The organism is Bacillus sp. SRL543 (assembly GCF_984799205.1).
Genome location: NZ_OZ481794.1, coordinates 705,404 through 729,980, shown reverse-complemented (window position 1 = coordinate 729,980; position 24,577 = coordinate 705,404). Strand labels below are relative to the sequence as shown.

At 39.5% G+C, this 24,577-nt stretch carries 30 protein-coding genes and 1 pseudogene; 9 read left to right on the top strand and 22 right to left on the bottom strand.

Translation table 11 applies throughout. The annotated features are described in order from the left end of the window. Positions 1-29: 29 nt before the first annotated feature. The 15 genes from AC4E8B_RS03910 to AC4E8B_RS03840 form a co-directional block, all read right to left on the bottom strand. Positions 30-446 (bottom strand): hypothetical protein, encoded by a 417-nt coding sequence (locus AC4E8B_RS03910; protein ID WP_490219488.1) that lies wholly within the window; start codon positions 444-446, stop codon positions 30-32. Between the two features lie 257 nt (positions 447-703). Continuing rightward, positions 704-1,150, bottom strand: a complete 447-nt coding sequence (locus AC4E8B_RS03905) for a VOC family protein (protein ID WP_490217150.1) — start codon at positions 1,148-1,150, stop codon at positions 704-706. 290 nt (positions 1,151-1,440) lie between these two features. Next, positions 1,441-1,839, bottom strand: coding sequence for a hypothetical protein (locus tag AC4E8B_RS03900; RefSeq protein WP_490217149.1), 399 nt, complete (start codon positions 1,837-1,839; stop codon positions 1,441-1,443). 181 nt (positions 1,840-2,020) lie between these two features. Beyond that, entirely contained in the window at positions 2,021-2,158 is a 138-nt protein-coding gene (locus tag AC4E8B_RS03895; protein WP_490217148.1) for a hypothetical protein, read from the bottom strand. A 162-nt stretch (positions 2,159-2,320) separates the two neighbouring features. Beyond that, on the bottom strand, positions 2,321-2,515 hold the full coding sequence (locus AC4E8B_RS03890) for a hypothetical protein (RefSeq protein ID WP_490217147.1): 195 nt from the start codon (positions 2,513-2,515) through the stop codon (positions 2,321-2,323). A gap of 524 nt (positions 2,516-3,039) precedes the next feature. Then, positions 3,040-3,498, bottom strand: a complete 459-nt coding sequence (locus AC4E8B_RS03885) for an NUDIX hydrolase (protein WP_490217146.1) — start codon at positions 3,496-3,498, stop codon at positions 3,040-3,042. 205 nt (positions 3,499-3,703) lie between these two features. Further along, on the bottom strand, positions 3,704-3,937 hold the full coding sequence (locus AC4E8B_RS03880) for a DUF3951 domain-containing protein (protein ID WP_490217145.1): 234 nt from the start codon (positions 3,935-3,937) through the stop codon (positions 3,704-3,706). 253 nt (positions 3,938-4,190) lie between these two features. Beyond that, positions 4,191-4,613 carry a hypothetical protein gene (locus tag AC4E8B_RS03875; protein ID WP_490217143.1) on the bottom strand — a complete coding sequence of 141 codons (423 nt, stop codon included), beginning with the start codon at positions 4,611-4,613 and terminating at the stop codon, positions 4,191-4,193. 63 nt (positions 4,614-4,676) lie between these two features. Next, positions 4,677-4,931 carry a hypothetical protein gene (locus tag AC4E8B_RS03870; protein ID WP_490217142.1) on the bottom strand — a complete coding sequence of 85 codons (255 nt, stop codon included), beginning with the start codon at positions 4,929-4,931 and terminating at the stop codon, positions 4,677-4,679. A 93-nt stretch (positions 4,932-5,024) separates the two neighbouring features. Continuing rightward, positions 5,025-5,864 (bottom strand): tyrosine-type recombinase/integrase, encoded by an 840-nt coding sequence (locus AC4E8B_RS03865; RefSeq protein ID WP_490219486.1) that lies wholly within the window; start codon positions 5,862-5,864, stop codon positions 5,025-5,027. A 130-nt stretch (positions 5,865-5,994) separates the two neighbouring features. Further along, positions 5,995-6,744, bottom strand: a complete 750-nt coding sequence (locus tag AC4E8B_RS03860) for a phosphotransferase family protein (protein WP_490217141.1) — start codon at positions 6,742-6,744, stop codon at positions 5,995-5,997. Positions 6,745-6,926: 182 nt separating this feature from the next. Continuing rightward, positions 6,927-7,484, bottom strand: coding sequence for a D-glycero-alpha-D-manno-heptose-1,7-bisphosphate 7-phosphatase (locus AC4E8B_RS03855; RefSeq protein WP_490217140.1), 558 nt, complete (start codon positions 7,482-7,484; stop codon positions 6,927-6,929). A gap of 292 nt (positions 7,485-7,776) precedes the next feature. Next, a complete protein-coding gene (locus tag AC4E8B_RS03850; protein WP_490217139.1) occupies positions 7,777-8,646 on the bottom strand; it encodes a DUF6843 domain-containing protein in 870 nt (289 codons plus the stop codon). A gap of 298 nt (positions 8,647-8,944) precedes the next feature. Beyond that, on the bottom strand, positions 8,945-9,424 hold the full coding sequence (locus tag AC4E8B_RS03845; RefSeq protein WP_490217138.1) for a hypothetical protein: 480 nt from the start codon (positions 9,422-9,424) through the stop codon (positions 8,945-8,947). Between the two features lie 103 nt (positions 9,425-9,527). Further along, positions 9,528-9,923: a DUF7674 family protein gene (locus tag AC4E8B_RS03840; protein WP_490217137.1), complete on the bottom strand. Its 396-nt coding sequence runs from the start codon at positions 9,921-9,923 to the stop codon at positions 9,528-9,530. A 526-nt stretch (positions 9,924-10,449) separates the two neighbouring features. Here AC4E8B_RS03840 and AC4E8B_RS03835 point away from each other — a divergent pair. Beyond that, positions 10,450-11,181 (top strand): ZIP family metal transporter, encoded by a 732-nt coding sequence (locus tag AC4E8B_RS03835; protein WP_490217136.1) that lies wholly within the window; start codon positions 10,450-10,452, stop codon positions 11,179-11,181. Between the two features lie 339 nt (positions 11,182-11,520). Here AC4E8B_RS03835 and cccB read toward each other — a convergent pair whose 3' ends face one another. Then, positions 11,521-11,850, bottom strand: a complete 330-nt coding sequence (gene cccB / locus AC4E8B_RS03830; RefSeq protein ID WP_490217135.1) for a cytochrome c551 — start codon at positions 11,848-11,850, stop codon at positions 11,521-11,523. Positions 11,851-12,121: 271 nt separating this feature from the next. On the opposite strand from cccB, the gene AC4E8B_RS03825 reads away from it, so the two are divergent. The 6 genes from AC4E8B_RS03825 to AC4E8B_RS03800 all read left to right on the top strand — a co-directional run bounded on the left by AC4E8B_RS03825 (position 12,122) and on the right by AC4E8B_RS03800 (position 17,702). Continuing rightward, positions 12,122-12,877 (top strand): gluconate 2-dehydrogenase subunit 3 family protein, encoded by a 756-nt coding sequence (locus AC4E8B_RS03825; protein WP_490217134.1) that lies wholly within the window; start codon positions 12,122-12,124, stop codon positions 12,875-12,877. 19 nt (positions 12,878-12,896) lie between these two features. Next, complete coding sequence (locus AC4E8B_RS03820; RefSeq protein WP_490217133.1) at positions 12,897-14,606, top strand: GMC family oxidoreductase; 1,710 nt, start codon at positions 12,897-12,899, stop codon at positions 14,604-14,606. 19 nt (positions 14,607-14,625) lie between these two features. Beyond that, positions 14,626-14,841 (top strand): twin-arginine translocase TatA/TatE family subunit, encoded by a 216-nt coding sequence (gene tatA / locus AC4E8B_RS03815; protein ID WP_490217132.1) that lies wholly within the window; start codon positions 14,626-14,628, stop codon positions 14,839-14,841. Between the two features lie 18 nt (positions 14,842-14,859). Next, on the top strand, positions 14,860-15,591 hold the full coding sequence (tatC, locus tag AC4E8B_RS03810; RefSeq protein WP_490217131.1) for a twin-arginine translocase subunit TatC: 732 nt from the start codon (positions 14,860-14,862) through the stop codon (positions 15,589-15,591). A 73-nt stretch (positions 15,592-15,664) separates the two neighbouring features. Continuing rightward, on the top strand, positions 15,665-16,009 hold the full coding sequence (locus AC4E8B_RS03805) for a DUF3243 domain-containing protein (RefSeq protein ID WP_101551771.1): 345 nt from the start codon (positions 15,665-15,667) through the stop codon (positions 16,007-16,009). 409 nt (positions 16,010-16,418) lie between these two features. Further along, positions 16,419-17,702 carry an IS110 family RNA-guided transposase gene (locus AC4E8B_RS03800; RefSeq protein WP_490214728.1) on the top strand — a complete coding sequence of 428 codons (1,284 nt, stop codon included), beginning with the start codon at positions 16,419-16,421 and terminating at the stop codon, positions 17,700-17,702. A 526-nt stretch (positions 17,703-18,228) separates the two neighbouring features. Here AC4E8B_RS03800 and AC4E8B_RS03795 read toward each other — a convergent pair. Both AC4E8B_RS03795 and AC4E8B_RS03790 read right to left on the bottom strand, forming a co-directional pair. Then, positions 18,229-19,101: a cation diffusion facilitator family transporter gene (locus tag AC4E8B_RS03795; protein ID WP_490217130.1), complete on the bottom strand. Its 873-nt coding sequence runs from the start codon at positions 19,099-19,101 to the stop codon at positions 18,229-18,231. Positions 19,102-19,295: 194 nt separating this feature from the next. Further along, the gene (locus tag AC4E8B_RS03790; RefSeq protein ID WP_490217129.1) at positions 19,296-19,778 is read right to left on the bottom strand and encodes a hypothetical protein; all 483 of its coding nucleotides are present in this window, start codon (positions 19,776-19,778) and stop codon (positions 19,296-19,298) included. 472 nt (positions 19,779-20,250) lie between these two features. Between AC4E8B_RS03790 and AC4E8B_RS03785 the strand changes: the two genes are divergently transcribed. After that, positions 20,251-20,700: a DUF1569 domain-containing protein gene (locus AC4E8B_RS03785; RefSeq protein ID WP_490217128.1), complete on the top strand. Its 450-nt coding sequence runs from the start codon at positions 20,251-20,253 to the stop codon at positions 20,698-20,700. A 520-nt stretch (positions 20,701-21,220) separates the two neighbouring features. Here AC4E8B_RS03785 and AC4E8B_RS03780 read toward each other — a convergent pair. From AC4E8B_RS03780 to AC4E8B_RS03765, 4 genes are all read right to left on the bottom strand, one after another. Further along, complete coding sequence (locus AC4E8B_RS03780) at positions 21,221-21,739, bottom strand: NUDIX hydrolase (RefSeq protein WP_490217127.1); 519 nt, start codon at positions 21,737-21,739, stop codon at positions 21,221-21,223. Positions 21,740-22,342: 603 nt separating this feature from the next. Then, positions 22,343-22,480, bottom strand: a complete 138-nt coding sequence (locus AC4E8B_RS03775) for a hypothetical protein (RefSeq protein WP_490217126.1) — start codon at positions 22,478-22,480, stop codon at positions 22,343-22,345. 188 nt (positions 22,481-22,668) lie between these two features. Then, complete coding sequence (locus AC4E8B_RS03770; protein WP_490217125.1) at positions 22,669-23,187, bottom strand: YfiT family bacillithiol transferase; 519 nt, start codon at positions 23,185-23,187, stop codon at positions 22,669-22,671. Between the two features lie 276 nt (positions 23,188-23,463). Next, positions 23,464-23,739 (bottom strand): hypothetical protein, encoded by a 276-nt coding sequence (locus AC4E8B_RS03765; RefSeq protein ID WP_490217124.1) that lies wholly within the window; start codon positions 23,737-23,739, stop codon positions 23,464-23,466. A gap of 206 nt (positions 23,740-23,945) precedes the next feature. Between AC4E8B_RS03765 and AC4E8B_RS03760 the strand changes: the two are divergent. Further along, positions 23,946-24,560 (top strand): annotated as a pseudogene (locus tag AC4E8B_RS03760) (SMI1/KNR4 family protein). Positions 24,561-24,577: the final 17 nt, after the last annotated feature.

Sequence of the window (24,577 nt, the reverse complement as noted above, 5' to 3'; positions counted from 1 at the left end):
GCTGCCTGGACTGGCAGCTAAATTTAAATCTAACCTGACAAATGCTTGTACTCTAACACTTCTACTTTGAAACCATGACTACAACCAATTTTAGGACTATCACAAGACGGAGATACCCTAACTTTAACCTGATCATGAGAATAGTTGCCGAGTGCATTACTTCCTTCTGGAACTTGAATACTTATGGAAATATCATAAGAATGATTATTGTTATAAATAATACCAACAATTCTTTGGAACTGCCACCCAAAGATAGCATCTTCATTACCTGAATACTCAAGCATCACTTTATTATCAATAGATGGAAAGATAATATCTTTAATAATGTCTTCTGGAGTGACATACCAATCTTCTGCATAAGGTTTAATTACTTTTGGCTCGGGAGGTTTAGCATTAACAAAGTCCTCACTTGTAAAAATAAATAAAATTGTAAAGAGAACGATCATTTTCTTCACGATGGTCACTCCTATAATTTTTTATTAGATTTCCCACCGCAATAAAACTTATCCGCTAATACCAACCTTGGGCCAACTGTTTCCTTTATTAAGGGTAAACGAAAGATTAAGCAACCTGCCCCTCATTAAGAGATGTCCCATAATGAAAAAATATTCCTTCTTAAACTAACCTGCCCCGTTTGTTTTATAGGAATCCATCATAAAAGGTGGTTAATCCTTTTAATCAAGGCAACATGCTAATTAGCAAATTACGAGTAGAGATTTTCCCACTCACTTAAATATATTTTATCTTTTTGCTCTAGTTCTTTTGGTAATCTTGTTATGAACTCTAAACTATTACCATCCGGGTCATCAAAATAAATCATTGCGTGCGCTTGGTTAGGAACAACAATTGGTTCCCTTGGTTCCTTGCCATATTCTGATCTAACCTCAATTCCACGTTCCTTTAACCAAGTCTTAGCTTTCTTTATATCTTCCAAATCAACATAAAATGCTATATGTTTTAATGATACGTGATAAGGAATTTCAGATTCTGAACCTTCCCATAAGCCAATCCAACTTTTTTCTTCTTCAATCCAGAAAAAGGCCGCTTTATCATATCGTTTATATAATCTCAGACCCAATTTTTGATAAAACTCAATTGATTTTTGTAAATTACTAACAGGTAAATGTGCTTCGTATAATCCTTTTATCATATAATTAACCCCACTTTTATATTACCTCTGTGTAGAATCATTTGATTACGCCATTTATAGTTTGAGATAATTTAAATTATTTTTATTATTTCTGCGCTTATTTCTGATATAAGCCAATATTACCTAACAAACAAAAAATTGTATTCAGTCCAAAGTTGATTTTCCTTACAACTTTAGTCTGATATTATCTATTTTTGTATTTAACTAACCTGCCCCGTTTGTTATATTAGAAAAGCTGCCTGATTTGGCAGCTGATTTGGAACATAAGCATCTTTTAGTTCAACAAACACTCAATTACTGAATGTTTCCCTTCCATCGTTATTTGTTTGTCTTGTTTCCTTCTTATATTTAATATAGGTGCCAATAACACCTAACAAATATAACCCCCACAGTATTGGATCAGTCAACTCAATACCAACCTGAGAAACACCACCAAGTAAATTTAAAACTATTAGTAATGAAAATAAGTATATCCCTGAAAGAACAGTGAAAAGAAATTCTTTTTTGCTTGATTTAAACACTGGTTCTCCTTTTTGACGAGTAATAACGACTATTACAATAAAAGTAATAATCCCTATTGTTCCAATAGATATATTTATTCCTATATCGGGGAAGAAGTCTATTACAACCATTAGAGTAAAAAAACACACCGCTAAGACCTCGGATATAAAATTAACTCTTTTTTTCATAATTCACCTCTCTCTCCATACAGTTATTTATTCTAATCATAATATAGATATCCCTTTATATAGGTGAGAGTGATTAAAAATAGACTCCTTTTAAACAAACCTGCCCCTTTTGTAATATAAGAACATCTGCTAATTCGGCAGCTTTTCTGGAACATATATGCCGTTAGTGTGAAATTTCAATTTAGTTTTTATCTCTTATTTCTTGCAGTATTTCTATTACTCGATTGTTTTGTTCTTCAATAGATTTTAACCTTTTTTCAATTGTGCTTGAAGAGAAAAAAACAATTAATACAATAGCTATTCCAAATATTAAATCCACTTCTACTCCCCCGTCTAAATCATGTTTATCTATGTATTTTTACCTAATGCTGCATACGTTTCAAATAACTTTAAGTTAGATGCTTGTTCAACTAACCTGCCCAGAAAAGCTGCCTGGTTATGGCAACTGAAATAAAACTAACATGGTAGTGAAACAGACACTTTACATACTATTATCATTTTTTGTTTTTAGTTTTCTAAAAAGGAAAGCAATGATAGTAACAATTGCACCAGTAAATATTAAGATAGAGGTTAAATTCCCCCAAAACGTATCGGCCATGCCGTTATGTCGAAGTATACCGTTAGCAGTCATAGAACCTAAACAAATGATGAAACCAAACCATTCTATAACTTTCATTCTTGGTTCCCCTCCTTAACCAATTAATATTACTTAATGCTAGGTTACCATATATTTACCAGAAAGAATCGTTTCTTTATAGAAGTATTCTGCCCCGTTTCTACAAGAAAGGCTCTAAAGAATACGGCATAATTCTTCATGACCAATATACAGATTTACGCACCAGAATTTACAAAATTGAAGAAGTAAGCCTTATAGCCCAGATTGACTAAAAACTGCTTCACCAAATGTTACTTATTAAGCGAATTATTAATTTCGGTATAAACATTAAGAAGTTCCAAACGACTTCACCAATTAGTTCAATTAGGGTATCTTTAAAAAAGCCGCCTTTATTCCTTTTCTTATTTTTCATCTTCCAGCTCCCTATTACATCAATCTTTACTTAACTATAATGATTCAAGATAACGAAATTCCCCTTCTTTTAATACTACTATTTACTCAATTTATTCTTTCGCTAACCTGCCCCTTTTATAGAATAAGAACAGCCGCCCAACTTGGCAGCTATCTTATTACATAAACCCCCGTTACTTCAACAATAAGGCATTAATAAATTCCCTTATCACTGGCCGGTCAGGAGGGCTAATATTCGAAGGGATTTGATCAACATCAAAGAATCCTAAATTCACCACTTCTTCATTATCAATCCTCAGTTCTCCATCAAAATCATTGCAAATATAGGTGGCGGTCACATTGTATACCTCATCACCGTGTGGTAATTTGTAATAAAATTCTTCTCCTGAAAAAACATTAAACAATTTTAAATTTTTCGCTACCAACCCTGTTTCTTCGTACATTTCCCTCTTTGCTGCTTCTTCTAACGACTCTCCTGGTTCCAGGGATCCTCCAGTCAAGCCCCAACAGTTATTATCTTTTCTTAATTGCAATAACAGCTTATTGTTCTGGTCCAAAATAATAACACTCGCTCCTGCCATGATAAGAGGGCGGGTGCCGACAATCTTCCTTAAATCCATAATGTAACCCATTGAAATAGCTCCTTAATATAAGATTTCTTATTAGAATTTCGAGATTAAAGAGTTAAATCCTTCTTCCATAAACCTGCCCCTTTTGTTATATAAGAAAAGCCGCCTGAATCGGCTGCTGCTCTGGAATATAAGCACTTGTTTGTTGAAGAGTAACTAAAACAGTTTGAGGAAATATATATTTTGTTTAGTTTAAATTTTGTTCATTTTAGGAATTTGTTTTCATTTTATTCTTATTCTTATCGTCTCCTTGATCTTCATCTACTACAACAATTCTTTGTTCTTCGTGAAATTCAACTTGAGATTGTCCAGTAATTTCATCAAGTGGAGTGTAAAAAGGAGTTAAAGTTTTCTTCTTAACAAACGCTTTATAAAAGAGAATTAGGACGAAAGTAAATAAAATAGCTGGTAACCCTGCAACCATAAGAAGCATTAAAACCATCCACATACCCCTTTCTTTCATTCTTCTTAAGACTTACGAATAAAAACCGCTATAGTTTCAATGATTCTAACTTATATGTTTTAAAACATATCTTGACGAAGCATTACTGGAAAAGCCCAATGAGGACATTTCAGAAATGAAGAATGAATTTATTAAATAATCCTGCCCCTTTTATGGCATAAGAATAAGCTGCCTAGTTGTGCAGCGGTATGGAACATAAGTATTCATTAGCTAAATAAAGAAATACATCTTCTTAATACAAAGATGTATTGTCTTTAATTCCCACTTCGAGCTTTCCACTTTCATCCATAGATTCTATATTTATGACTGCCTGCCCTGAATAACCTTTTTCAAAATATCCAATTATATACTCTGTATGTGAATTCCCTTTGTTATCCTTGTATTCTAGTTTTAATGCTGCTTCACTAAAATCATGATTGGAATTCTCGTTTGGATTAACATTAAGTGTATATTTTTCACCTGATGCGATGGATGGTATTTTAATATCCGATTCTATATTGTCATAGGTTAGGTATAAGCCTGATACTTCTTTATTCGTTTCATTTTCCACTCTAATATTAAATCCTTCTTGTGCTACCTTAAAAGTTGCAAATCCTAGAGCTCCAATTATCACGACTATTATAGAAACTATAGTTTTTTTCATTTTACCTTTCACAATCTCCTTTCTCTATAGTGGAAATGTTCTCCTGCGAAAAATTTCAAGTTAATACCCCGTTAGTTAGGTAAATAACTTATATAAAGAAATAACGACTCCGCAAATCACTGTTATTCCTAAAAATAAAATGAAATAAAGAAACGGTGAACTTACTTTGCCGAAAACCACTTCACTTTGTAGCGTTTCAGCTTTGTCCCAGGAACTCGCCATATTAGGTTTATAGTTTTTTGTTTTTAGATATCCAACTAACATCATACCAACTATATAAATAACATGAATGACAATCGAACCAATGAGTGCTTGAAAAATTAACTTCATTTACAGACCTCCCTATATAACCATATTACCATAAAAACCCAAACTCCACTTTTACTCCCCCGTATGCAAATAAAAAAGGCTGCATCTGCAGCCTCAAAAGAATTTCTTGTATAACTCGCGTCTTAAATGTCCGCTTAAATAAGCGTATACTCTGGTTGTTTCGCTTTTTTCGTGTCCCATTAAATTCTGTATTACCTCTAAAGGTGCTCCATTATTAATAAGAGTCGTTGCGTAACTATGTCTTAGCTGATGTGGATGAATACACTTATTGATCCCTGCTCTTTTGGAGATCTGTTTAATGACATATCTCATCTGTGCAATGCTCATTCGATGTGGTGCCCGGGTTGTAACAAACAGGGCTTGTTGATCATCCGTTCTTTCTTCCATATATCTTTTTAACCAAATACTGCATCGAGTATTAAAGTACACTTCCCTTTCTTTTTTCCCTTTCCCAAATACGATAACCGACTGTTCTGCAAAGTTGATTGCGTGCTTTTCCAAGCCTACAACCTCTCCGATCCTGCACCCGGTTGAATACATAAATTCAAATAGGGCTTTTTCAAAAGTGGAACCACAGGCTTCACGAAGTAATTCGATTTCTTCCTCGGTTAAAAACTTAGGAATCCTGCTTTCTGGCTTCGGTTCTTTTATGTTTGATACAGGATTAACCGGGACATAATTCTCTTCCTGGGCCCATTTGAACAAAGATTTAATAAAACGAATTCTATGACAGAGACTAGATGCCTTTAACTCAGCTGCAGCTTCTCCAAGATAAAGTTTTACAGATTCTGTCGTAATATCAGTGATTTGGATGTCCCCAAAGTATTTAATCAACAAGAGCAGCTGTACATTATACACCTTTAATGTCTGTGAGGAATATCCTTGAATTTGTTTATCTGCTTTATATAATTTCCAGGCTTCAGAAACAAGCATCATGAACAACTCCCTGGTACTTTTACATCTAGTGTTCACCTGAAAACCTGAAAATATACTAAGTTAATAGTTTTTATTCGGTTATTGCACCCGTTAGTTTAAGTGAAATTACGCATATAGTGTTGTCATACTATAATGGGAAGTAGTGACTTATAATCTCCATAAGTCGTTCTGAATTCTCCGATGAGACACTTTCAGATAGTCTTGCTCCAGCAATGAGAGGAGCCCATTGAAAAACTTCAGACCTTAAAAGTCCACTCTTTTCACAATAAAGTCGCAAATACATATCAGCTAATTCAGACGAAAATTGGGAATATAAAAGATAAGTCCGATATATATCAGCACGAATATCTCCTGCACTCGAATCAACCCAATCTATAACTACCACTTGCTTATCTGCCATAATCAAATTAAATAAATGAAAGTCACCATGACAGAGCCTATTCTCATATGTTAATGATTCCAATTTCTTTAACAAATATGTTTTTTGTCTTTTATCTAATTTATTCACAGTCTCAATTTGACGGTATAATTTATCATACATTGGTTCGATTGCATCTGGAATAATGCTATGAATTTCAAGTTGCATATCGACAGAGATATTCATATAATATTCCGCTTGTTCTTTATCTTTCAACATTAAATCTCCTAATGTTTCTCCCTTAACATATTCCATTATGATTGCTTGTTCTCCGTTTATCTTAGTAACCTCTAAAATCTTAGGTACAGGAAGTCCACATGAGTAGGCATATTTTTGTTTAGTTGCTTCATTTATGGATTCCGTATCTGGCAAAAAATCGTTATAAACTTTTACTATTTTGTTATCAGAAAGATAAATTTTTGCAGTATTTCCTCTTGCTATTGGATTACCTAAAATCATTTGGTTCTCTCCCTACATTTAGTCCATCATTATCTTACAATATTTAAAAATTCACCATATAAGCTAACAGTAGCTAATGGTTTTTATTCGTTAAATATAGCGCAAAATCCTTTCCAATAGATTTGTATCCTCTGCAGCTAACCTGCCCCTTTAGTTCAAAAGGTTATTTGCTAGCACAGAAATTAATTCTCCTTTATGTCGTTTGATATCCATTCGACCGCGTCTACTAAGTTTTCTGCAATGTATTCCGCTTCAATATTAATCCAACTATCCCTATACTTGGTAAGCGAACCTATTCCCCAACCTGTCTTAACTAAGACTTTTTTGGCTCCAGCTCTATGAGCTGCTAGCATATCGGAGTTTCCACTATCTCCAACAACATAGCATTCCTCAAGATTTAGTTTGTGTTCCTTTTTTGCTCTTAAAAGAAGACCGATTTTGGGTTTTTGGCATTCACAACCTTCCTCCGGTTTATGTGGACAATAAAATACGCCATCTAAAAAGGCAGAGTGTACTTTTAATTCATACTCCATCTTTCGAAATCCAATTAATAATTCTTCTTCAGTAAAATATCCTCTTCCGACTCTAGTTTGATTAGTAAAAAGGAAAACCTTAATTCCCAACTCGTTAAGAGTTCTTATAGCTTGAGGAGTATAAGAATACATTGTAAATTCAAAAGGATGAATACCGTTTCCATTCCCACCAATAGTCCCGTCCCGGTCTAGAAATACAGCTTTCATTCTATACCTCCAGAAGATAAATTTTTTAACCTTATATTTGAATTTGTTATTGCACTAACCTGTCCCTTTTATGGTATAAGAAAAGCTGCCTGGTTTGGCAGCTGATCTGAAATATTAGCTGCGTTTACTTTAGTACATCCCTCCACAAACTGAGATATCGGCACAAATTAAAAGGTTGCGAAAGCAACCCTAACATTAGGAATATTGTGCTCTTAAGCAACTGCGGTAGTCGCTGCAGGTACATTTTATACTTATAGATAAGGAGAGCTTCCAGCTCTCCTTATTATCTTTATTACCCCGGTATGAATTTATATTCTTGCATATCAAAAACGCCTTCTTCATAAAGGATGTCTTCAACAGATGGTCCTTCTTTGAAATAGTAAAGTTCTTCTTGCTTAATATCTTCAGTACATCCTACAGTAAAATGAGTATAGGAATACTCATATCCATCCCCCGTTGATGAACCAATTCCACCAGGCTCGATGCATCTCTCCGGAATTTCTTCACGTTTTCCCTTTTCATCAACATAATAGTATAAGTCCTCAATCAAACCCTCGCTTTGCGGCAAAGCGGTTACAACATATCCTTTATTGTTTACGCTGAATACATCATACTTCCCTTCTGTTACTGGTTCGGGGGCATACTCAAACTCATGCAGAATTGTTACTTTTCCAACATATCCTTTTGGTATTAAATACAGATCATTTGTCTTTTCTTCCATTTCGGCTTTCTCCAGCATCCAAATAAGCCCAATCAGCAGCAAACCAGGCAATAGGAATGCAGTGGCATTTATTACAGTTATTTTTCCACCAGGCATTTGCCGATCCCATTTCCTCCACTCATCCACCATAAAGAAAAATACTGATGCCAATAGAGCAAAAAAAGCAAAGCTATCGATTATTAAATAAGTTACTGCTCCAAAAAACGTATGTAAAATTCCCGCTGCGGCAAACCTCCACTTAGTTAACCTGTTTGTTAGATAGTCGGACAGCAGTGAAACAGGAACTCCATAAATTACATTTCCAAATAGACAGTATAGAAAAATTACCACCATCATAAAGGAAAATAGATTCTCCCGATTCTGAATCAATCCTAACACCCAGAATCCAAATATGAAAATTAAAGAAGTATATAATGCAGTCTTAAATTTGAACGTTAGCACAAAATAACCACCTTTATGTGAACTACTTCACATTGATTATAGCATCACAAAGGGTATTATTCCTGCATTCAATATAAAAAAAACTGTTCACTGGCTATAGTAATCCAATCCTCATGTCCATACATGTACTACTTGTAAATTTCTAATTATCATGACTGTCCGGTTCCATTATTCGGACCTTTTATGAACAAAAGTTAAACATCACTTTTCAATTAACCTGCCCCGTTTGTTATATAAGAAAAGCTGCCTGGTTTTGCAGCTGATCTATAACATAGGCACCTGTTAGTCCAAGAAAAAATTATAATAATGGAAGAATATCAGACAAATCGAGAAATTCTAGTTCAGTTTCTGCTTCTGCTTTCGAACGATAAACGGTAATTTTATCATAGGGTTTCATGTTGTCTTGCCATGTTCCTATATTACTCAGAAAATCTTCTACGTTTTCAGAAATTATAAAGCACTCTAAATCCCTATTGATATAACAAATTGGTGCGTCACTTTCCGAATTCCACTGCTGATAAAAAGTTCCGATAAATCCTCCTTTACTATCTTTTGCCATAATATCTACATGTGGAACCGTAAAAAGCTCTAAATGCGGAATATCATCGTCAAAGATAAATTGAATAGCATAATCGTTAGCGTATCTTTGATACTCCTCATTTCTATCATGAACACCCATTGAATAAATAGATGTTCCTGCTGATATAATCTCAGTATCTTCTAAACTAACACCTATGGCTCCAGAGAATGCTGTTCTATCTAGATAAATTTTTCGCATATAACCCTCCATTTAATCTTATTTTAAAGGAAAATGCTCATTATTTTTGTGATTTCTTATTCAACAAACCTGCCCCTTTAGTACAACAAACCCTATAGTTTATTTATTCCTCTATGTTGTCCCAGTATTTATTGAGTTCTCTCCACCATTTTAATGATTCAGTCCTCAGATATTCTTTAAAGATGTCTGGGTCAATTCCCTTATAAAATAACTTGTTTTGCAGATCCTCCAATAAACCAATAGTTGCAGCTTCTTTAACAAAAGAATCCCCTTTTATATGCAGATCTTCAATGGCACCGAATACATCAGGAAATTCGTCTAATAGGTTTTGAGCATACAGTTCGACTATATGAGAAGCAAAATCAGCCAAGTCGATATAAAGTAAATGTTCTTCTCCGTCCTCATAGTCCTTAATATATGAGTCCCATCGTTGCTGATAAGAAGGACAAGCCTTTAGAAGAAAATTCATCACATCTATTTTAGTTATAATACTTTTCATTTTCTTCACCCTAATCAAATGTCTGTCATTTCGTTTTTAGGGAGATAAATCCCTCTTAAATAAACCTGCCCCGTTAGCATAAGTAAATCTTTTCACAAACGTTGATATATTTCTAATATCACTTTAACATAAATATCCAATAACCTTCGTGATTGCAACATAATTCACTCACTAATCACAAAGATTTCGCACATCCTCCAATAATCATTACATACAGTGATTTGATATGTGAATTGGAAAAAAGTGAATGACTTAAACTCGCAAATATATTGATATATCAATAAAAACGCACTGTGAATGATATTGTGTATTCATGTGGGTTTTCCTATGTGTTTTTTAATGTTTGCACTTCTGAAGTCAACCCGTTATCACATTTGGAGGGCGTTATTTTTTTTGCCCGAAAGCAAAATTTGTGCATGCCTGAACTAAAATACTTTATTTGCTCTATAGTTGGCTGTATACTTAACACAAATTATCTGTGTTAATCGTCTGCATATTTTCAGTCTGACAAATCAGGGGGCTTATCATGCAAGAGGCAATTATCGGCAGCATCCTTTCTGCCATGGCAACGGGGGCCGGAGCAATCCCGATCCTTTTTTTCAAAAGCGTCACCCACAAGTGGCGGGATGTCCTGCTGGCGTATACGGCGGGCATCATGATGGCGGCATCCACCTTCAGCCTGATTCCGGAGGCGCTTAAATCCTCGAATATGGTTGTCCTGACCATCGGTCTCCTGCTCGGGACCTTTGTGCTTAACTTTCTTGAAAAACACACACCGCACATTGATTTGGAGCATACAAGGCTAAATATGAAGCTGGAGCAAAAGGCGGTCCTGATCGTTGCTGCCATCACTCTCCACAATCTGCCTGAAGGATTGTCGGTCGGGGTCAGCTACGCATCGGACGGCGGGGAGCTTGGTCCGCTGATCGCGTTTGCGATCGGCCTGCAGAATGCTCCGGAAGGATTTCTGGTCGCGCTCTTTCTTGTCAACCAGAATATTTCCAGATGGAAGGCGCTGGCAGTCGCCACACTGACAGGGATGGTAGAGATCGTGACAGCCATTATCGGCTACTTCCTCTCCCGCAATATTGAGGGCCTTGTCCCTTATGGCCTGAGCTTTGCAGCCGGAGCGATGCTGTTCATCATCTACAAAGAATTGATTCCTGAAAGCCACGGTGATGGAAATGAACGATTCTCCACCTATTCCTTCATTCTTGGGCTTGTGACCATGCTCGTCATGATCAATAGCTTCGTATAATACGGGGGAGTTTCCATATTTTTCTGTTGCGAAAATGTTTTAACACCGTACACCCGGGTATATGTATAATGCAAAGCCAATAACAAACAGAAGGGACTGGTAAACGATGAAAAAGTTAACAGCGACTTCACCGTTAGACATTGGCAATGCAAAAGGCACGGATTTTGCTAGGAGGACAAAAGGCACTACAGTATATAACCGATATACTTAGAACCGATTTCCCCCATGTAAGTTGAAGTGCTGAGAAAAAAGGCAGGCTGGATGGCCTGCCTTTTTTATTTTTGCTGAATTCTCCTAAAAAAGCTGGCCTCCCTTGTCGGACGCCAGCTTTTTATTTTTTTATTTTTTCTCTGCAAGCCATGCCGCAACATTGTCAGCCTTCTCGCCTTCAATCAGATTCGCCGGCATCCCGCCGCCGCCTTCTTCAATCTTATTGCGGATTTCTTCTTCACTTAAATCACTTCCGACATTCTGCAGGGCAGGTCCCGCTCCGCCGCTGAGATCACCGCCATGGCAGGATGCGCAGCTCTGCTGAAAGGTTTCCTCTGCTGCTGCAGTATCTACCTCACCGCCGCCTCCATTGCTTTCGCCGCCGCTTTCTTCGTCACCGCCGCCGCAGGCTGCCAAGCTGAGTACAAGACCGGAAACAACCATCGCTCTTTTTAACATTCTATCTCCCTCTTTCTTTCTGCTGATTACATATAACAGTTCCACTTCGGCTTTTAAGCTAAACCTGATTTTTCAAGGCGATATTTTCTTGCTTATACCGCCGCGGGACTGATTTTTCCAAAAATGTAAAGACTGTTCCAGGTATTTAGGGCTAAAGTTTTAATTTAAAAAGAATTTTGCATTCTATGTTTAGCCCAAAAACAAGAGTGGAAGCTTGATAGAGTATTTTCTTTCCTATTTAATATATTTTTTTCAAGAAGGAGGAACATTTATGGCTGACCAATCGACTGGTTCAAAAATGTCGAGACGCAAATTCATACGCAATTCCAGCTATGTTGCAGGTGGATTGGTTGGTGGCGGGCTGCTCGGGGGACTGATCGGATCCAGGATGAACGGCACTGAGCAGGCGTCCACTTCCAACTCTGAGGGACACAGCTCCCCCAACTCCCATCAGCTGGCACCTCTTTATTTTACGAACCCGCAAAAATTCGAGGTGCTGCAGCAGGCAGTTGAGCGCATTTATCCTGCGGACGAGACCGGTCCTGGCGCAATCGAACTCGGGGTGCCTTTTTTTATCGACCATCAGCTGGCCGGTGCATGGGGCAATAATGCACGCGAGTATATGCAGGGCCCATTTTTCCCAGGCTCCAATTTCCAGGGCTATCAATCGCCTCTTAAAAGAAATGAAATGTTTGATACAGGAATTGACCGGATTGAATCCTACAGCCAGGAAAAGTTCACGCAGGGCTTCGCCGATCTGGAAGGAGATCAGCAGGATGAGATTTTGAAAGATTTTGAGGCTGATACAGTTAAAATCCGCGGCGTGTCTTCCAAGACCTTTTTCAATCAGCTCAGGGCCGCAACGATAGAGGGAGTCTATGCGGATCCTGCCTACAGCGGAAACATCGGCATGGAAGGCTGGAAGATGAAGGACTTCCCGGGGCACCAGATGAGCTACATAGACAAAATCGAATCAGATGAATTTATGGAAATCGAACCAAAAGCACTTCACGCTTATACAAACTAGATAGAAATCGGGGGATATCATGGCAAAGACTTTACCAAAAACAGATGTAGTAGTAGTTGGAGTAGGCTGGGCCGGCGGCATCATTTCCGCCGAGCTCGCCAAGCAGGGCATGAAGGTCGTCGGGCTCGAACGCGGGAAGGAAAGGGGCGTCAAGGATTATTATGTTGTCCATGATGAGCTGCGCTACGCAATCCGCTACGAATTGATGCAGGATTTATCGAAGGAAACGCTCACTTTCCGGAACACAGCAAAAGAACGGGCACTGCCGATGCGCCAGCTCGGGTCATTCCTGCTTGGGGAAGGGCTTGGCGGTTCCGGTGTCCACTGGAATGGGCATACCTACCGGTTCCTGCCTTATGATTTCGAAATTAAATCCCAGACGGTCGCAAAATACGGCGAAAGCAAAATCAAAGGCCTCCAGGTTCAGGACTGGGGCATCACATACGATGAACTTGAACCATATTACGATACTTTTGAAAAAACAGCCGGCATTGGCGGCGAGGAAAATCCATTTGGCGGCAAAAGGTCCAATCCTTATCCGAATCCGCCAATGAAGGAAACGCCTCTCACACAGCGCTTCAAGGATGCGGCCAAAAGCTTGGGCATGAATCCCTATCATATGCCTTCTGCCAACATGAGCCAGGCTTATGAAAACCAGTACGGAGCCAAGATGGCAGCCTGCCAGTACTGCGCTTTCTGTGAACGCTTCGGCTGCGAGTATGGCGCTAAGGCAGATCCGACGGTTTCTGTCATTCCTTATGCAAAGGATACCGGCAACTTCGAGCTTCGCACCTATTCCAATGTTACCGAGGTCCTTCATGACGGAACGAAGGCAACAGGTGTTAAATATGTCGATGTGCTGACGAAGGAGGAATTCATCCAGCCTGCTGAAATTGTTGTTTTGACAAGCTATGTTATGAACAACTCACGCCTCCTGCTGTCATCGAACCTTGGAAGGCCCTACAACCCGGAAACAGGACAGGGCGTCATCGGGAAAAACTACTGCTATCAGATCCTGCCAGGGTCAACCGGGTTCTTTGATGAAGAGCAGTTCAATACATTCATGGGCGCAGGCGCGCTTGGGGCCTCTGTCGATGATTATAACGGAGACAATTTTGACCACTCTGAAGTCGACTTTATCCATGGCGGCTCCATTTCCCTGAACCAATCCGGGAAGCGTCCGATCCAGACCAATCCGGTGCCGCAGGATACGCCAAGATGGGGCAAGGAATTCAAGAAGCAGTCTGTTAAATATTATACACGCCACCTGAATATCGGGACCCAGGGTGCATCCATGCCGACACAGTACAATTATCTTGATCTTGATCCATCCTATAAAGATGCATTCGGCCTGCCGCTATTGAGGCTCACCTATGACTTCACCCAGCAGGACAAGAATTTGTACAACTATATCGGCAAGATCACCGACAAGATCATGAAAGAAATGGGCGCAAACCTGGTTAATGACCGCAGCCCGCTTGAGCACTATGATATTGTCCCTTACCAGACCACCCACAACACAGGCGGTGTCATCATGGGGGCAGAACCGGAAACATCAGCGGTGAACAATTATCTGCAGATGTGGGACGCGGAGAATGTATTCGTAGTCGGCGCATCCGCATTTGCCCATAATGGCGGCTACAACCCTACCGGCACTGTCGGCGCATTTGCCTATCGTGCAGCAGAAGGCATCATCAAATACAGCAAACAAGGCGAAGCCCTTGTATAAATCAAAGGAGTGAACAGAAATGGGATTCACTAATATCGGCATTCCCGGCTTAATCATCATTCTCGTCATCACCCTGATCATCTTCGGCCCAAAAAAGCTGCCTGAAATCGGCGCGGCCTTCGGAAAGACTTTATCCGAGTTCAAAAAATCGGCCAACAGCCTGATGAATGATGACGATGAAGAAGACAAGGCAAAAAAAGCGGATCTGTCCAAGGACAAAAACCAGCAGATCTAACAGCAGGGAGGGATTACAATGAAAACAGATGAGCAAACACTTGTTGAACATATAACCGATCTCAGGAAAGCAATCATCCGGTCACTGATCTTCTTTCTAACCTGCTTCATCTTGTCGTTCGTGTTCATTAACAAGCTGCTCCCCCTCCTCTCCAATGAATATAAGCTGGTCATGCTTGGGCCGCTGGATGTGGTCAGGCTGTACACCGGGATCGCCGGCTGTATCAGCCTGGGCCTTTCCCTCCCTTTCATCGCTTACCAGCTTTGGATCTTTGTGAAGCCTGCATTGACGGAGAAGGAAAGCAAAACAACCGTCATGTACCTCCCGGCCATCTTTTTAAGCTTCGCCGGGGGCATAGCATTCGGGTTCTACATCATCTTCCCGACTGTATACCGGTTTCTGATCAATTTGGGCAATCATCATTTTGACATGATGATTACCGCGAGGGAATATTTTTCATTCTTGATGATGTCGACCATTCCTTTCGGCTTTCTGTTCGAGGTGCCGCTGATGCTGATGTTCCTGACCACCATCAATATTGTCACGCCGAAGCAGTTAAGCTCAATGCGCAAGTATGCCTACCTCATACTGGCAGTCGTTTCTGCCTTGATCACACCGCCGGATCTGTTTTCGCAGATGATTGTCCTCATCCCGCTGATCGGCTTGTATGAAGTCGGCATCATGCTGTCAAAGCTGTCATTCCGCAAAATCATCAGGCAGGAGGCAGCACTGCAGGCAACAGAGGTTTAGGGCTGCTAGTTTAAAAGACGTATGGGCGAGGGTATTGAAGAATCATAGACTTCATCAAACGGAGGGATCAGGAATGTCGGAACAAAACCATATGGTAAACGAAAACGGCGAGCTTAACGAGAACAATATAGAGGATACTGTCAGCAGGATTTCAGAAGACAAGGCAGCGGATATCTTAAGCAGCTTTGACGAGTTCCGAGGCTACCTGGCAGAGCGGATCGAGCTTGGCAAGAAGATTGGGTTAAATGAAGAACAGCTTGCCGCGACAGCAAAGAAGATTGCCGAATATCTTGCTCAAAATGTTGACCCGCAAAACCGGGAAGAAAAATTGCTGAAGGAATTATGGAAAGCTGGGAATGAGGAAGAAAAAGAAAAGCTGTCACATCTGCTGCTTAAATTTGCGGATGGGGCTGCTTGAGGCCAGGAAATTGATGGGACTGCTTAATAGATTAGGATAATATTTTGGATAGGGCTGTTTAGTAGAAATGAAAATGGACCCTTTTTGGTTCGTCGGCAGACAAAAGGAGGTGCGGAAGAGATTTTCCGTACCTCCTTTTTAAGTCTGTTTGGATTAATTATTGGAAGTTGTGGCTTTTGCCCAACAATGTTCAAAGAGCCTGTTGATTGGAGTGCAAGGCACGTAGACTCCTGCGGGAAATAGCGGAAGAGTTGAGACCCCACAGGAGCTTGCTCCGAGGAGCATTCCTGTAATAAAGTAATTGGGTTATTTTTCGGGATTTCTGCGATGTGCATAAAAAAAGTCCCCCTGGTACGATAGAGAGTGTCATGCATGACCTCGAATTAAGTACCGAAGGGAGACTTCTACTATGGATATTACACAAAATGAACGACTTAGGCAAATTAATGAACACACACTGATCATTGGAATCGATATCGCCAAGTACAATCATGTGGCCCGGGCCATTGATGACCGCGGTATCGATTTATCCAAACGGCTAGTTTTCCCTAACTCGTTAGAAGGATTCAACCTTTTACTTCAGTGGGCAAGGCAACTAAGCCAGGAAACAGGTCGTCCAAACTTGATGATAGGCATGGAGCCCACAGGCCATTATTGGTTGAATTTAGCCTATTTTCTTAAAGCTAAAGGGGAAAAAACCGTCGTTGTAAACCCGATGAAGGTCAAAAAATCGAAAGAGCTGGATGATGATTCCCCCACCAAAAATGACACGAAGGACGCCAAAGTAATCGCCCAGGTCATACGTGCGGGCCGTTATCATGAACCTATCTTACCTGAGGGGTTATATGCAGAGCTTCGTGAAGGAATCAAACTGTTTGACATGATTCAAGAGGACCTGTCTTCGATTAAAGCACAAATGCATAATGTGCTGGATCGGTATTTCCCTGAATTCTTAACAGTCTTTAAAGAATGGAACGGCAAAGCAGCGCTACAATTCTTGAAGTGCGGTTATCTGCCCGAAGATATTCAGCAAAAGACAGAAGAAGAACTTCTTAAAGAAGTAAAGCCGGTGGCCCAGAATACTCCAATGTCGAAGATATCCCGCCTTAAGCAGGCGGCCGCCTCAAGCGTTGGAATGACCACTGGTCTCCGGATGGCCCGCAAGGAGATTCTATATCTTGTGGATCAGTATCATTGGTTATCAGAACGCCTCCAAGACCTTAAAGTAGAATTGGAGGAGCTGGTGCGGCAGGTTCCAGGGGCGGAGAGGATGATGGACATCAGAGGCATCGGGTCTATGACCGTCGTTGGCTTCTTTGCCGAGGTTGGCGACCTCTCAAATTACCGAGATCCACGCCAAATTATTAAATTAGCGGGACTCAACCTGAAGATGAACCAATCCGGCAAGCACAAGGGGCAGACAACCATTACCAAACGCGGAAGGCGGAGACTGCGTGCCATTCTGTATCAAGTCGCCCGCCCGCTGGCCTGTCACAATAAAGGGTTCAAAGCCCTCCATTATCACTACAAAAACAGGGCTAAAAACCCTCTAACGGGGAAACAGTCCTACATTGCCTTAGGCCGTAAGCTGATCAAAATCCTGTTTGTGATTGGAACACGGGAGTGTTCTTTCAGTGAAGAACGCATGATTCATGATATCCCACATTTCTCTGATGTACAGGTAGCTGTTTAAATCAAATTCCGTTTCTTGTATTGTTTGTTTATACTGTTTCTAAATCAAGACAGAAGAAGCACGGATAAGCCGGTCACCATTCCGAGCATTAGGGCATAGACCCACCCGAGGAGCATATCCGGCATCCACACATGGCTAGGTCGAACGAAGGAATTTGCGCGCATAGACGCCGAGAGAAATGGGAGGGTCCACCACCATGTCGTAAGTGGAGATCCAAAGGTGCGATTATCAATTTACTTCCTATAACTGGTAATTGATATATCCGGTCTATTGAGACGCAAAGTCCACTTCCAAATTCTTAAAAATTTGGATGAAAATGTTCATCTACGCCGTCCCCCTTCTTTATAGTCAAGAGATGAAATGGGAGTAAAACAAAGCAATTATAAGAAAACGGTCGTTTTCATGAGGGAGGCTCAACTCCGCCCCGCGGAAAGCGAAGTGCCTGGAACGGAAATCAACAGCCCCATCAAACCAGGATCCCCCTTAACGATAAAAAAGAGCCAGTCTAAACTGCCCCTTTCTTCCCTCAATTAGGTTCCACATGAACATGGACATCGTAAACTCCGTGATCCTTCATCAGTGCTTTTTCCACATGTGTGGCGATATCGTGCGCTTCTCTGATATCCAGGGTCGAATTGACAAGGATGACCACATCCAAAACTTCATTATTGCCGTAGTTTCGTCCCTTGATTGCTTTAATCCCCTTAACGCCTGCCACTTTCAGGATTTCGTCGCTGTACTTGATGAGCAGGTTTTCATCAAATCCGTCAGAAAGATCATGTGAGGCCTGTATGAAAATATCCCAGGCGGTCTTACAGATCAGCAGGCCGACAATGATGGCTGTTACGGTATCAAGCCAAGGCATCTTCAATTGCGAGCCAAAAATCCCGATGGCCGTCCCGATACTCACCCAGGCATCCGATAAATTATCCTTTGCTGCGGCCATGACGGCTTTGCTTTTAATTTTATCAGCCAGCTTCTTATTATACCGGTAGACAAAGTACATGGCTGCAGCCGAGAAAATTCCTGTATAGGCCGCGATGATATCTGGCGCCGTTTCCTTCCCTCCATCAAAAATAGAAGCTGCCCCTTCTATTAAAACCTGCAGGCCGACAGCAGCCATGATGAACGAAGCGACCATAGAGGCGATCGTTTCACTCTTCCAATGGCCATAGCCATGATTCTGGTCAGGCGGGCGCTGCGATATTTTCAAGCCGATCAATACGGCAACCGATGCGATGATATCCGTTGTATTATTCAAACCGTCTGCCTTCAGGGCAGCCGAGTCACTTATATATCCTACTGCGAGCTTAAGAACCGAAAGGCATATGTAAGCGATGATGCTTATGATGGCCCCGCGCTCCCCCAGCTTCAGATCCTTATATTTTTGTTCTTCCATCCCGGACCTCCTTTTAAGCACTTGACTATAATAGCAGGCAGGAATCGGGTGGGTCTAGAGCAATCTTATTGTGTCTCCTTAACTAATTAAGAAGCAAGCAAGTTAGTTGGCTGGAGGAAAATTAACTGCCTGCAGAAAAATGAGCCGCCAGTATTCTGGGGGCTCATTTTTCTCATCATTTTCCTATCTTATTTTCAATTAAAAGACTCTGCCATCTTAATCATCTGGGTTCTGCTGACCTCGCCAGGCGTCAGCAATGGAAGATAAGTAATCTGATAGTGGACAGCATCATCCTCCCAGTACAGAATCCTCTTGTCGTCATGATCCGGGATAAATACTCCTTCCAGATCTTCTCCGATTCTGACCTTTTCCTTTTCAATGCCTTTTCCATAATCAAATGCTTCATTTTTAATTACGAGCTCCATGGTGTTTTTGTTTTTATTCACAAAAGTCAAACCCACCTGGCCCACTCCATCTGAATAAGTTTCCCATACTTTCATATCCGGAAAAGGCATTCTCTCCGGCAGCTTGATTTCCATCGGCAGCTTATCCCTTTTTAGCTGCGTGGATTCCTGTGTATAGTCGTATTCATGCATATTTCCCCTTGCATACGTCCAGCCGCCGCCCGCTGCTGCCAATAAAATAACAACAAGAACTAAAATTCCCCGCTTATTCAAGCTCCTATTCTCTCCTTCAATATAGCCTTTTTCTATATTCTACCATTCCCAGACCCTAGCTCTCACCTTCCGGGAATAAAAAAATAGCTTTCTTCCTAGGTAGTTTCGATACTGTGGAGAAAAACTAAAATAACAGGTCAAATAACACACTAAAACGCACTATGTATAGCACTATAAATAACGATGCAATAGCATAGAAAAACGCTTGAAAATATTCCAAGCGATCTTTTTTTACTTTCTAAATTAACTAAACGCACCAGATAGTTTAAGTACATTCCTTCACAAAACTGGTCATTTTCCATTTCTATTATCACAGGAATGCTGCCTCTTCATATTAGCTCAACCAACAGGACTTCAATCCCACCTGGAACAGTCCCCCTTTAGCTTAGAAGGATAAAATAATGTTGACGTTGAATATACATTAAATAATCAATTACTGTTTTAAATCAACAAAATTAGAGGAGTTATTCTAATGAATAATATTTTTGAGGTCTTGTTTACAGAAGAAATTTTAAAACGTATCGACAACTTAAGCGCAAATTCAAAACCATTATGGGGAAAAATGGATGTCGCACAAATGTTAGCTCATTGCTCATCCTTCCAAGACATTGCTATGGGCTATTCTATGCCTCCAAGAGGTTGGTTAGGGCTATTAGTAGGTCGGTTCGCAAAAACCATGTTTTATAATGACAAGCCTCTACCACATTATATGTCTACTATTCCAACCATTTTAATAACCGATAAAAAAGATTTTGAAATAGAAAGAGAAAGATTGAAAGAAAAAATTACAACCTTCCAAAAGAATGGACCGGAGGCTTGTACAAGTCACCCACATCCTTTTTTCGGAAAACTTTCTTCAGAGCAATGGGGACATGGAATTTATAAGCATCTTGACCATCATTTAAAACAGTTTGGGGTTTAGTTACGGGAATTTAATTATGGACGTAAATCCTTAGATCAACGATCCAGTAAAATTGGATTGGATAATAAGGTTTCAGCTTCAACCATTAATAAATTGCCTGGTTTTCTTATTGAACTAATCTGCCCCTTTTATATAAGAAAAGCTGCCTGGTTTGGCAGCTGATTAGGAACATAAACACCAGTTAGTTTAAGTGAAACATATAACAAATTTATTAGGTTTCGTTAACAATTACTGTTCCTAGCTTTGAACTTTCAGCTCCGTCACTCTTTGTTTCAACATGACCAAGTTTAAAGTGAATTAATATTACAACATCTACAAGTATTAACAAAAGAAGCGTTTCCCCCCGTGTTGCTAATAGGTTTTTTTAGTTTTGGGAATATCATTTATGATTATTCATATCCAACAATCCTGCCCCTATAGCTACACAAGGAAAAATTTTACTTTTATCTAAGGAAAGCCATTACCGCTAATTTTACGTTAGTGGCTTTTAGTACGTGTCCAACTTTTCTTCACGTTTCATCTAAAGACGAATAGAGCCATAATGATGTCGACTCTCAAAAAGAAATGCAATGATACTCTCATAATAAGGTATAAATTGTTTTAGTTCGATTAGCTTTAGGATTTCCTCTTTAGAAGCCCATTTGGCTGCTTGCACCTCTTCAGTCTGTAACGTCAATTCATTCAAATCAAAGTCATAGTCAATTAAATAATAATCATCAAAGCCGCGTTCAAAATTAATAGTAAATTGTGGACGAACCTTTTCAAAATTATAATGAATCCCCAACTCCTCGAATAACTCTCTTGAAGCAGCCTGCTGACTTGAATCGCCTGCAACTGCACTACCACCACAGGTGAGATCCCAAAGGTTTGACCATCCTTGCTTAAAAGGCTGACGCTGCTGAATAAGCATTTCTCCCTTTGAATTAAATATACATACGTGTACTACTAAATGAAACTCGTCTGGTGTCATTTCATCTCCACGGGTTATTCTTTTCTCAATTTTATTACGATGCTTATCATATAAATCCCACTTTTCCATTGCTAAACTCCTTAGATATATTTGTTATAAGATAAAACTGATGGCACTCCTTATAAAGCTAAACTGCCCCTTTTATCCCATAAGAGATTCCATAACAAAGGGCATTAATCCTTCTAGAATCAATCCCTCCGTTTCATTAATAACACTTGTTCCAAACTATAAATACTAAGTCGAATAATGCGTTATTCTTCTATATACAAATTTATATATTGTAATTAGTCTGGTATTGAGGTGATTATTTTGCACAAAACATTTCAGTTAGTCAAAAAAGGCATAGGCTTGGTTTTTCTAATACTAGTTACAATCTCGCTGATAATGGGGAAGTTTAGTGTCGCTTTAACCTTTTGTTATATAATTATCTCTATACACAATGGAATACTTGGTTATGAATACTTTAGAGCTAACTCTTATAAAAAGGCATCTTTACACTCAGTACTCTCGGTATGTTTTCTTTATATATTCTTTTCTGTTCTTTAATTGGTTTAAATACTCGGCATAATATTTATTTAATGTTCAACAAACCTGCCCCTTTTGTAATATAAGAACAGCTGCTAATTCAGCAGCTGTTCTGGAACATATATGGGGTTAGTGTGAGATTTCAATTTAGTTTTTATCTCTTATTTCTTGCAGTATTTCTATTACACGATTGTTTTGTTCTTCAACAGATTTTAACCTTTTTTCAATTGTGCTTGAAGAGAAAAAAACAATTAATACAATAGCTATTCCAAATATTAAATCCACTTCTACTCCCCCGTCTAAATCATGTTTATCTATGTATTTTTACTGAATGCTGTATACGTTTCAAATAACTTTAAGTTAGATGCTTGTTCAACTAACCCGCTCCGTTTGTTAAAGAAGGAATCTAATAAAAAAAGGGTAATAACCCTTTCTAGATCAACGAAGCCGTACTTTAGTATAGCTCATAGTCATTACCAGCCCTTACGATTACACAAAGAAGTAATATGTGCAAGATGGTGGCGCCCGTGCCAAGCGTAAATTCCTATATTTTTACCTACTGTAATTACACCAGAGTCTGGGTGGATAAACGTTTTTTCTATATCAGTTGGACTTAGGCTCCGCAAAAGGTCTGTCCAACGTTTGTGCAGTGCTTCGAGCAAAGATAGTGAAATATCGATTGGCAGTTTATAATCAGGTAAATCCGCCCACTTCGTTTCATCATATGGTTTAATGACAGGGTTTTTTTCTGTAAGAGCCAATTTAAAGCGAAAGTAGGCATTCATATGACTATCTGCAAGGTGATGTATTACTTGTCGAACAGTCCACCCACCCGAACGATAAGGTGTATCAAGATGTTCATCATCTAAGTCCTTCACAGCATCCCGCAGCAATCTTGGTAAATTTTCAATCTCATCGATCCAGTCCCTTATAACGCTGGTAGTAATCTCACCATCAAATTGAAAATTGCCAATTGGATATTTCAAATCCATCTGCTATTCCTCCTAATATATTCCCTTGGATTAGGGCTAACTAAATAGTTCAATTTTAAATATGTAGTTCTACATCAATTCATCTATATCCTCGCATCTATTATTCAACTAACCCGCCCTTTATGGAATAAGACTTAATTGCAACTGCTCTGAAAAAGTACTTTCAAGTCATTTTAAATCACTCGGAATTTTTACGAAAACATAATTTTCAGTCCATATTTGAGTGGTGGCAATTAGCCTCTTTCCTTCTTTTTCAAAGAACAGGCCGGCACCATCTTATTCTTTAAATTCCCATCCATATGAGGCAACCATTTGTTTAGTATTTTCATCAGCCATTGAAATATCTTTATTCTCACTGCGTGTTATATACCAAGTAAAATCCCCATATACTGAAAGTTCAGTTATTTCATTATCCGGCTCTTTTAGTTTATCAATAGCTTCATTTGCTGATAGTTCCTGTATTGGAGGAGAGGGGTAGTAAAATTTTTCTGCAAAAATGAACACAACAATAGTTATTATTAATATTTCAAGTATATACCGCACCTTTTTCATCTCAACACCATTTATTTGTTCAAATCACGATTTATTATTGTATCCGTTCTTCAACTAACTGCTCCGCTTGTTAAATAAGAAATTCAACAAAAAAAGCGCCAATCCTGCTAAGTCTAACGCTCCTGCTTATTTTGCTTTATAATGCGCCACGTGGTCAGGTCCCTCGGCTCTTTTCAAGGTGTAGATTTTTTTAGGAGCAAGAAATAATGGAATTGGTCAACAACTTCTTAAAAGGTCTAAAGGAACATCTATCACCAGAGGAATACTACATAAAGCGTCAGGTGCTGCCAAACAGAACCTCATCACACAATCCAAATTGCCCCGAATCACTCTTAAATCTCCTTGAAAACATCGATGGCACGTACTTCAGGAAATATGACGACGACCAAATTGCCATTTGCATTCTGGGATCCGGTGTTGAAGACGGGACATATCCCTATTATCTGCTATCCTCTCAGCAGATGCTCGAAAGCTCAAAAGAAGAGGTGGACATCTCCTATCTGTCCAAATATGAAGAAGAGGACGTTGACCCAAACATCAACCCAGATGGCCTTCTCCCTGGCACCTTCCTCCACTTCTCAGATTGCATGAATAATGGCGGAACCTCCAGTCTTTACATTGACTTGACCAAGGTGTCTCCGGCCGAATCATCCGCTTCCTGCACGACCCAGACGAATTCAAAGTTTGATGAGTATTTGCAGGGGTTAATTGATGATAGGTTTCGATATGTTTATGGGGAAAAGTTCATAGGAAAGAGGCACCTTAGGAATATAGCTGCCTTTTCTTTGTGGTGTAATAGATTTCCTTCACTTGGGGTATGAGCAACAGGAACAAATCC

What these genes read in the sequence shown, in the direction of transcription:
- AC4E8B_RS03820 (WP_490217133.1), top strand. Translation starts at nt 12,897, where the DNA reads ATGGCAAAGACTTTACCAAAAACAGATGTAGTAGTAGTTGGAGTAGGC.
- tatA (WP_490217132.1), top strand. Translation starts at nt 14,626, where the DNA reads ATGGGATTCACTAATATCGGCATTCCCGGCTTAATCATCATTCTCGTC.
- AC4E8B_RS03785 (WP_490217128.1), top strand. Translation starts at nt 20,251, where the DNA reads ATGAATAATATTTTTGAGGTCTTGTTTACAGAAGAAATTTTAAAACGT.
- AC4E8B_RS03910 (WP_490219488.1), bottom strand. Translation starts at nt 446, where the DNA reads ATGATCGTTCTCTTTACAATTTTATTTATTTTTACAAGTGAGGACTTT.
- AC4E8B_RS03770 (WP_490217125.1), bottom strand. Translation starts at nt 23,187, where the DNA reads ATGGATTTGAAATATCCAATTGGCAATTTTCAATTTGATGGTGAGATT.
- tatC (WP_490217131.1), top strand. Translation starts at nt 14,860, where the DNA reads ATGAAAACAGATGAGCAAACACTTGTTGAACATATAACCGATCTCAGG.
- AC4E8B_RS03825 (WP_490217134.1), top strand. Translation starts at nt 12,122, where the DNA reads ATGGCTGACCAATCGACTGGTTCAAAAATGTCGAGACGCAAATTCATA.
- AC4E8B_RS03765 (WP_490217124.1), bottom strand. Translation starts at nt 23,739, where the DNA reads ATGAAAAAGGTGCGGTATATACTTGAAATATTAATAATAACTATTGTT.
- AC4E8B_RS03890 (WP_490217147.1), bottom strand. Translation starts at nt 2,515, where the DNA reads ATGAAAGTTATAGAATGGTTTGGTTTCATCATTTGTTTAGGTTCTATG.
- AC4E8B_RS03780 (WP_490217127.1), bottom strand. Translation starts at nt 21,739, where the DNA reads ATGGAAAAGTGGGATTTATATGATAAGCATCGTAATAAAATTGAGAAA.
- AC4E8B_RS03800 (WP_490214728.1), top strand. Translation starts at nt 16,419, where the DNA reads ATGGATATTACACAAAATGAACGACTTAGGCAAATTAATGAACACACA.
- AC4E8B_RS03805 (WP_101551771.1), top strand. Translation starts at nt 15,665, where the DNA reads ATGTCGGAACAAAACCATATGGTAAACGAAAACGGCGAGCTTAACGAG.
- AC4E8B_RS03795 (WP_490217130.1), bottom strand. Translation starts at nt 19,101, where the DNA reads ATGGAAGAACAAAAATATAAGGATCTGAAGCTGGGGGAGCGCGGGGCC.
- AC4E8B_RS03845 (WP_490217138.1), bottom strand. Translation starts at nt 9,424, where the DNA reads ATGCGAAAAATTTATCTAGATAGAACAGCATTCTCTGGAGCCATAGGT.
- AC4E8B_RS03880 (WP_490217145.1), bottom strand. Translation starts at nt 3,937, where the DNA reads ATGGTTTTAATGCTTCTTATGGTTGCAGGGTTACCAGCTATTTTATTT.
- AC4E8B_RS03835 (WP_490217136.1), top strand. Translation starts at nt 10,450, where the DNA reads ATGCAAGAGGCAATTATCGGCAGCATCCTTTCTGCCATGGCAACGGGG.
- AC4E8B_RS03870 (WP_490217142.1), bottom strand. Translation starts at nt 4,931, where the DNA reads ATGAAGTTAATTTTTCAAGCACTCATTGGTTCGATTGTCATTCATGTT.
- AC4E8B_RS03885 (WP_490217146.1), bottom strand. Translation starts at nt 3,498, where the DNA reads ATGGGTTACATTATGGATTTAAGGAAGATTGTCGGCACCCGCCCTCTT.
- AC4E8B_RS03840 (WP_490217137.1), bottom strand. Translation starts at nt 9,923, where the DNA reads ATGAAAAGTATTATAACTAAAATAGATGTGATGAATTTTCTTCTAAAG.
- AC4E8B_RS03905 (WP_490217150.1), bottom strand. Translation starts at nt 1,150, where the DNA reads ATGATAAAAGGATTATACGAAGCACATTTACCTGTTAGTAATTTACAA.
- cccB (WP_490217135.1), bottom strand. Translation starts at nt 11,850, where the DNA reads ATGTTAAAAAGAGCGATGGTTGTTTCCGGTCTTGTACTCAGCTTGGCA.
- AC4E8B_RS03865 (WP_490219486.1), bottom strand. Translation starts at nt 5,864, where the DNA reads ATGCTTGTTTCTGAAGCCTGGAAATTATATAAAGCAGATAAACAAATT.
- AC4E8B_RS03900 (WP_490217149.1), bottom strand. Translation starts at nt 1,839, where the DNA reads ATGAAAAAAAGAGTTAATTTTATATCCGAGGTCTTAGCGGTGTGTTTT.
- AC4E8B_RS03860 (WP_490217141.1), bottom strand. Translation starts at nt 6,744, where the DNA reads ATGATTTTAGGTAATCCAATAGCAAGAGGAAATACTGCAAAAATTTAT.
- AC4E8B_RS03855 (WP_490217140.1), bottom strand. Translation starts at nt 7,484, where the DNA reads ATGAAAGCTGTATTTCTAGACCGGGACGGGACTATTGGTGGGAATGGA.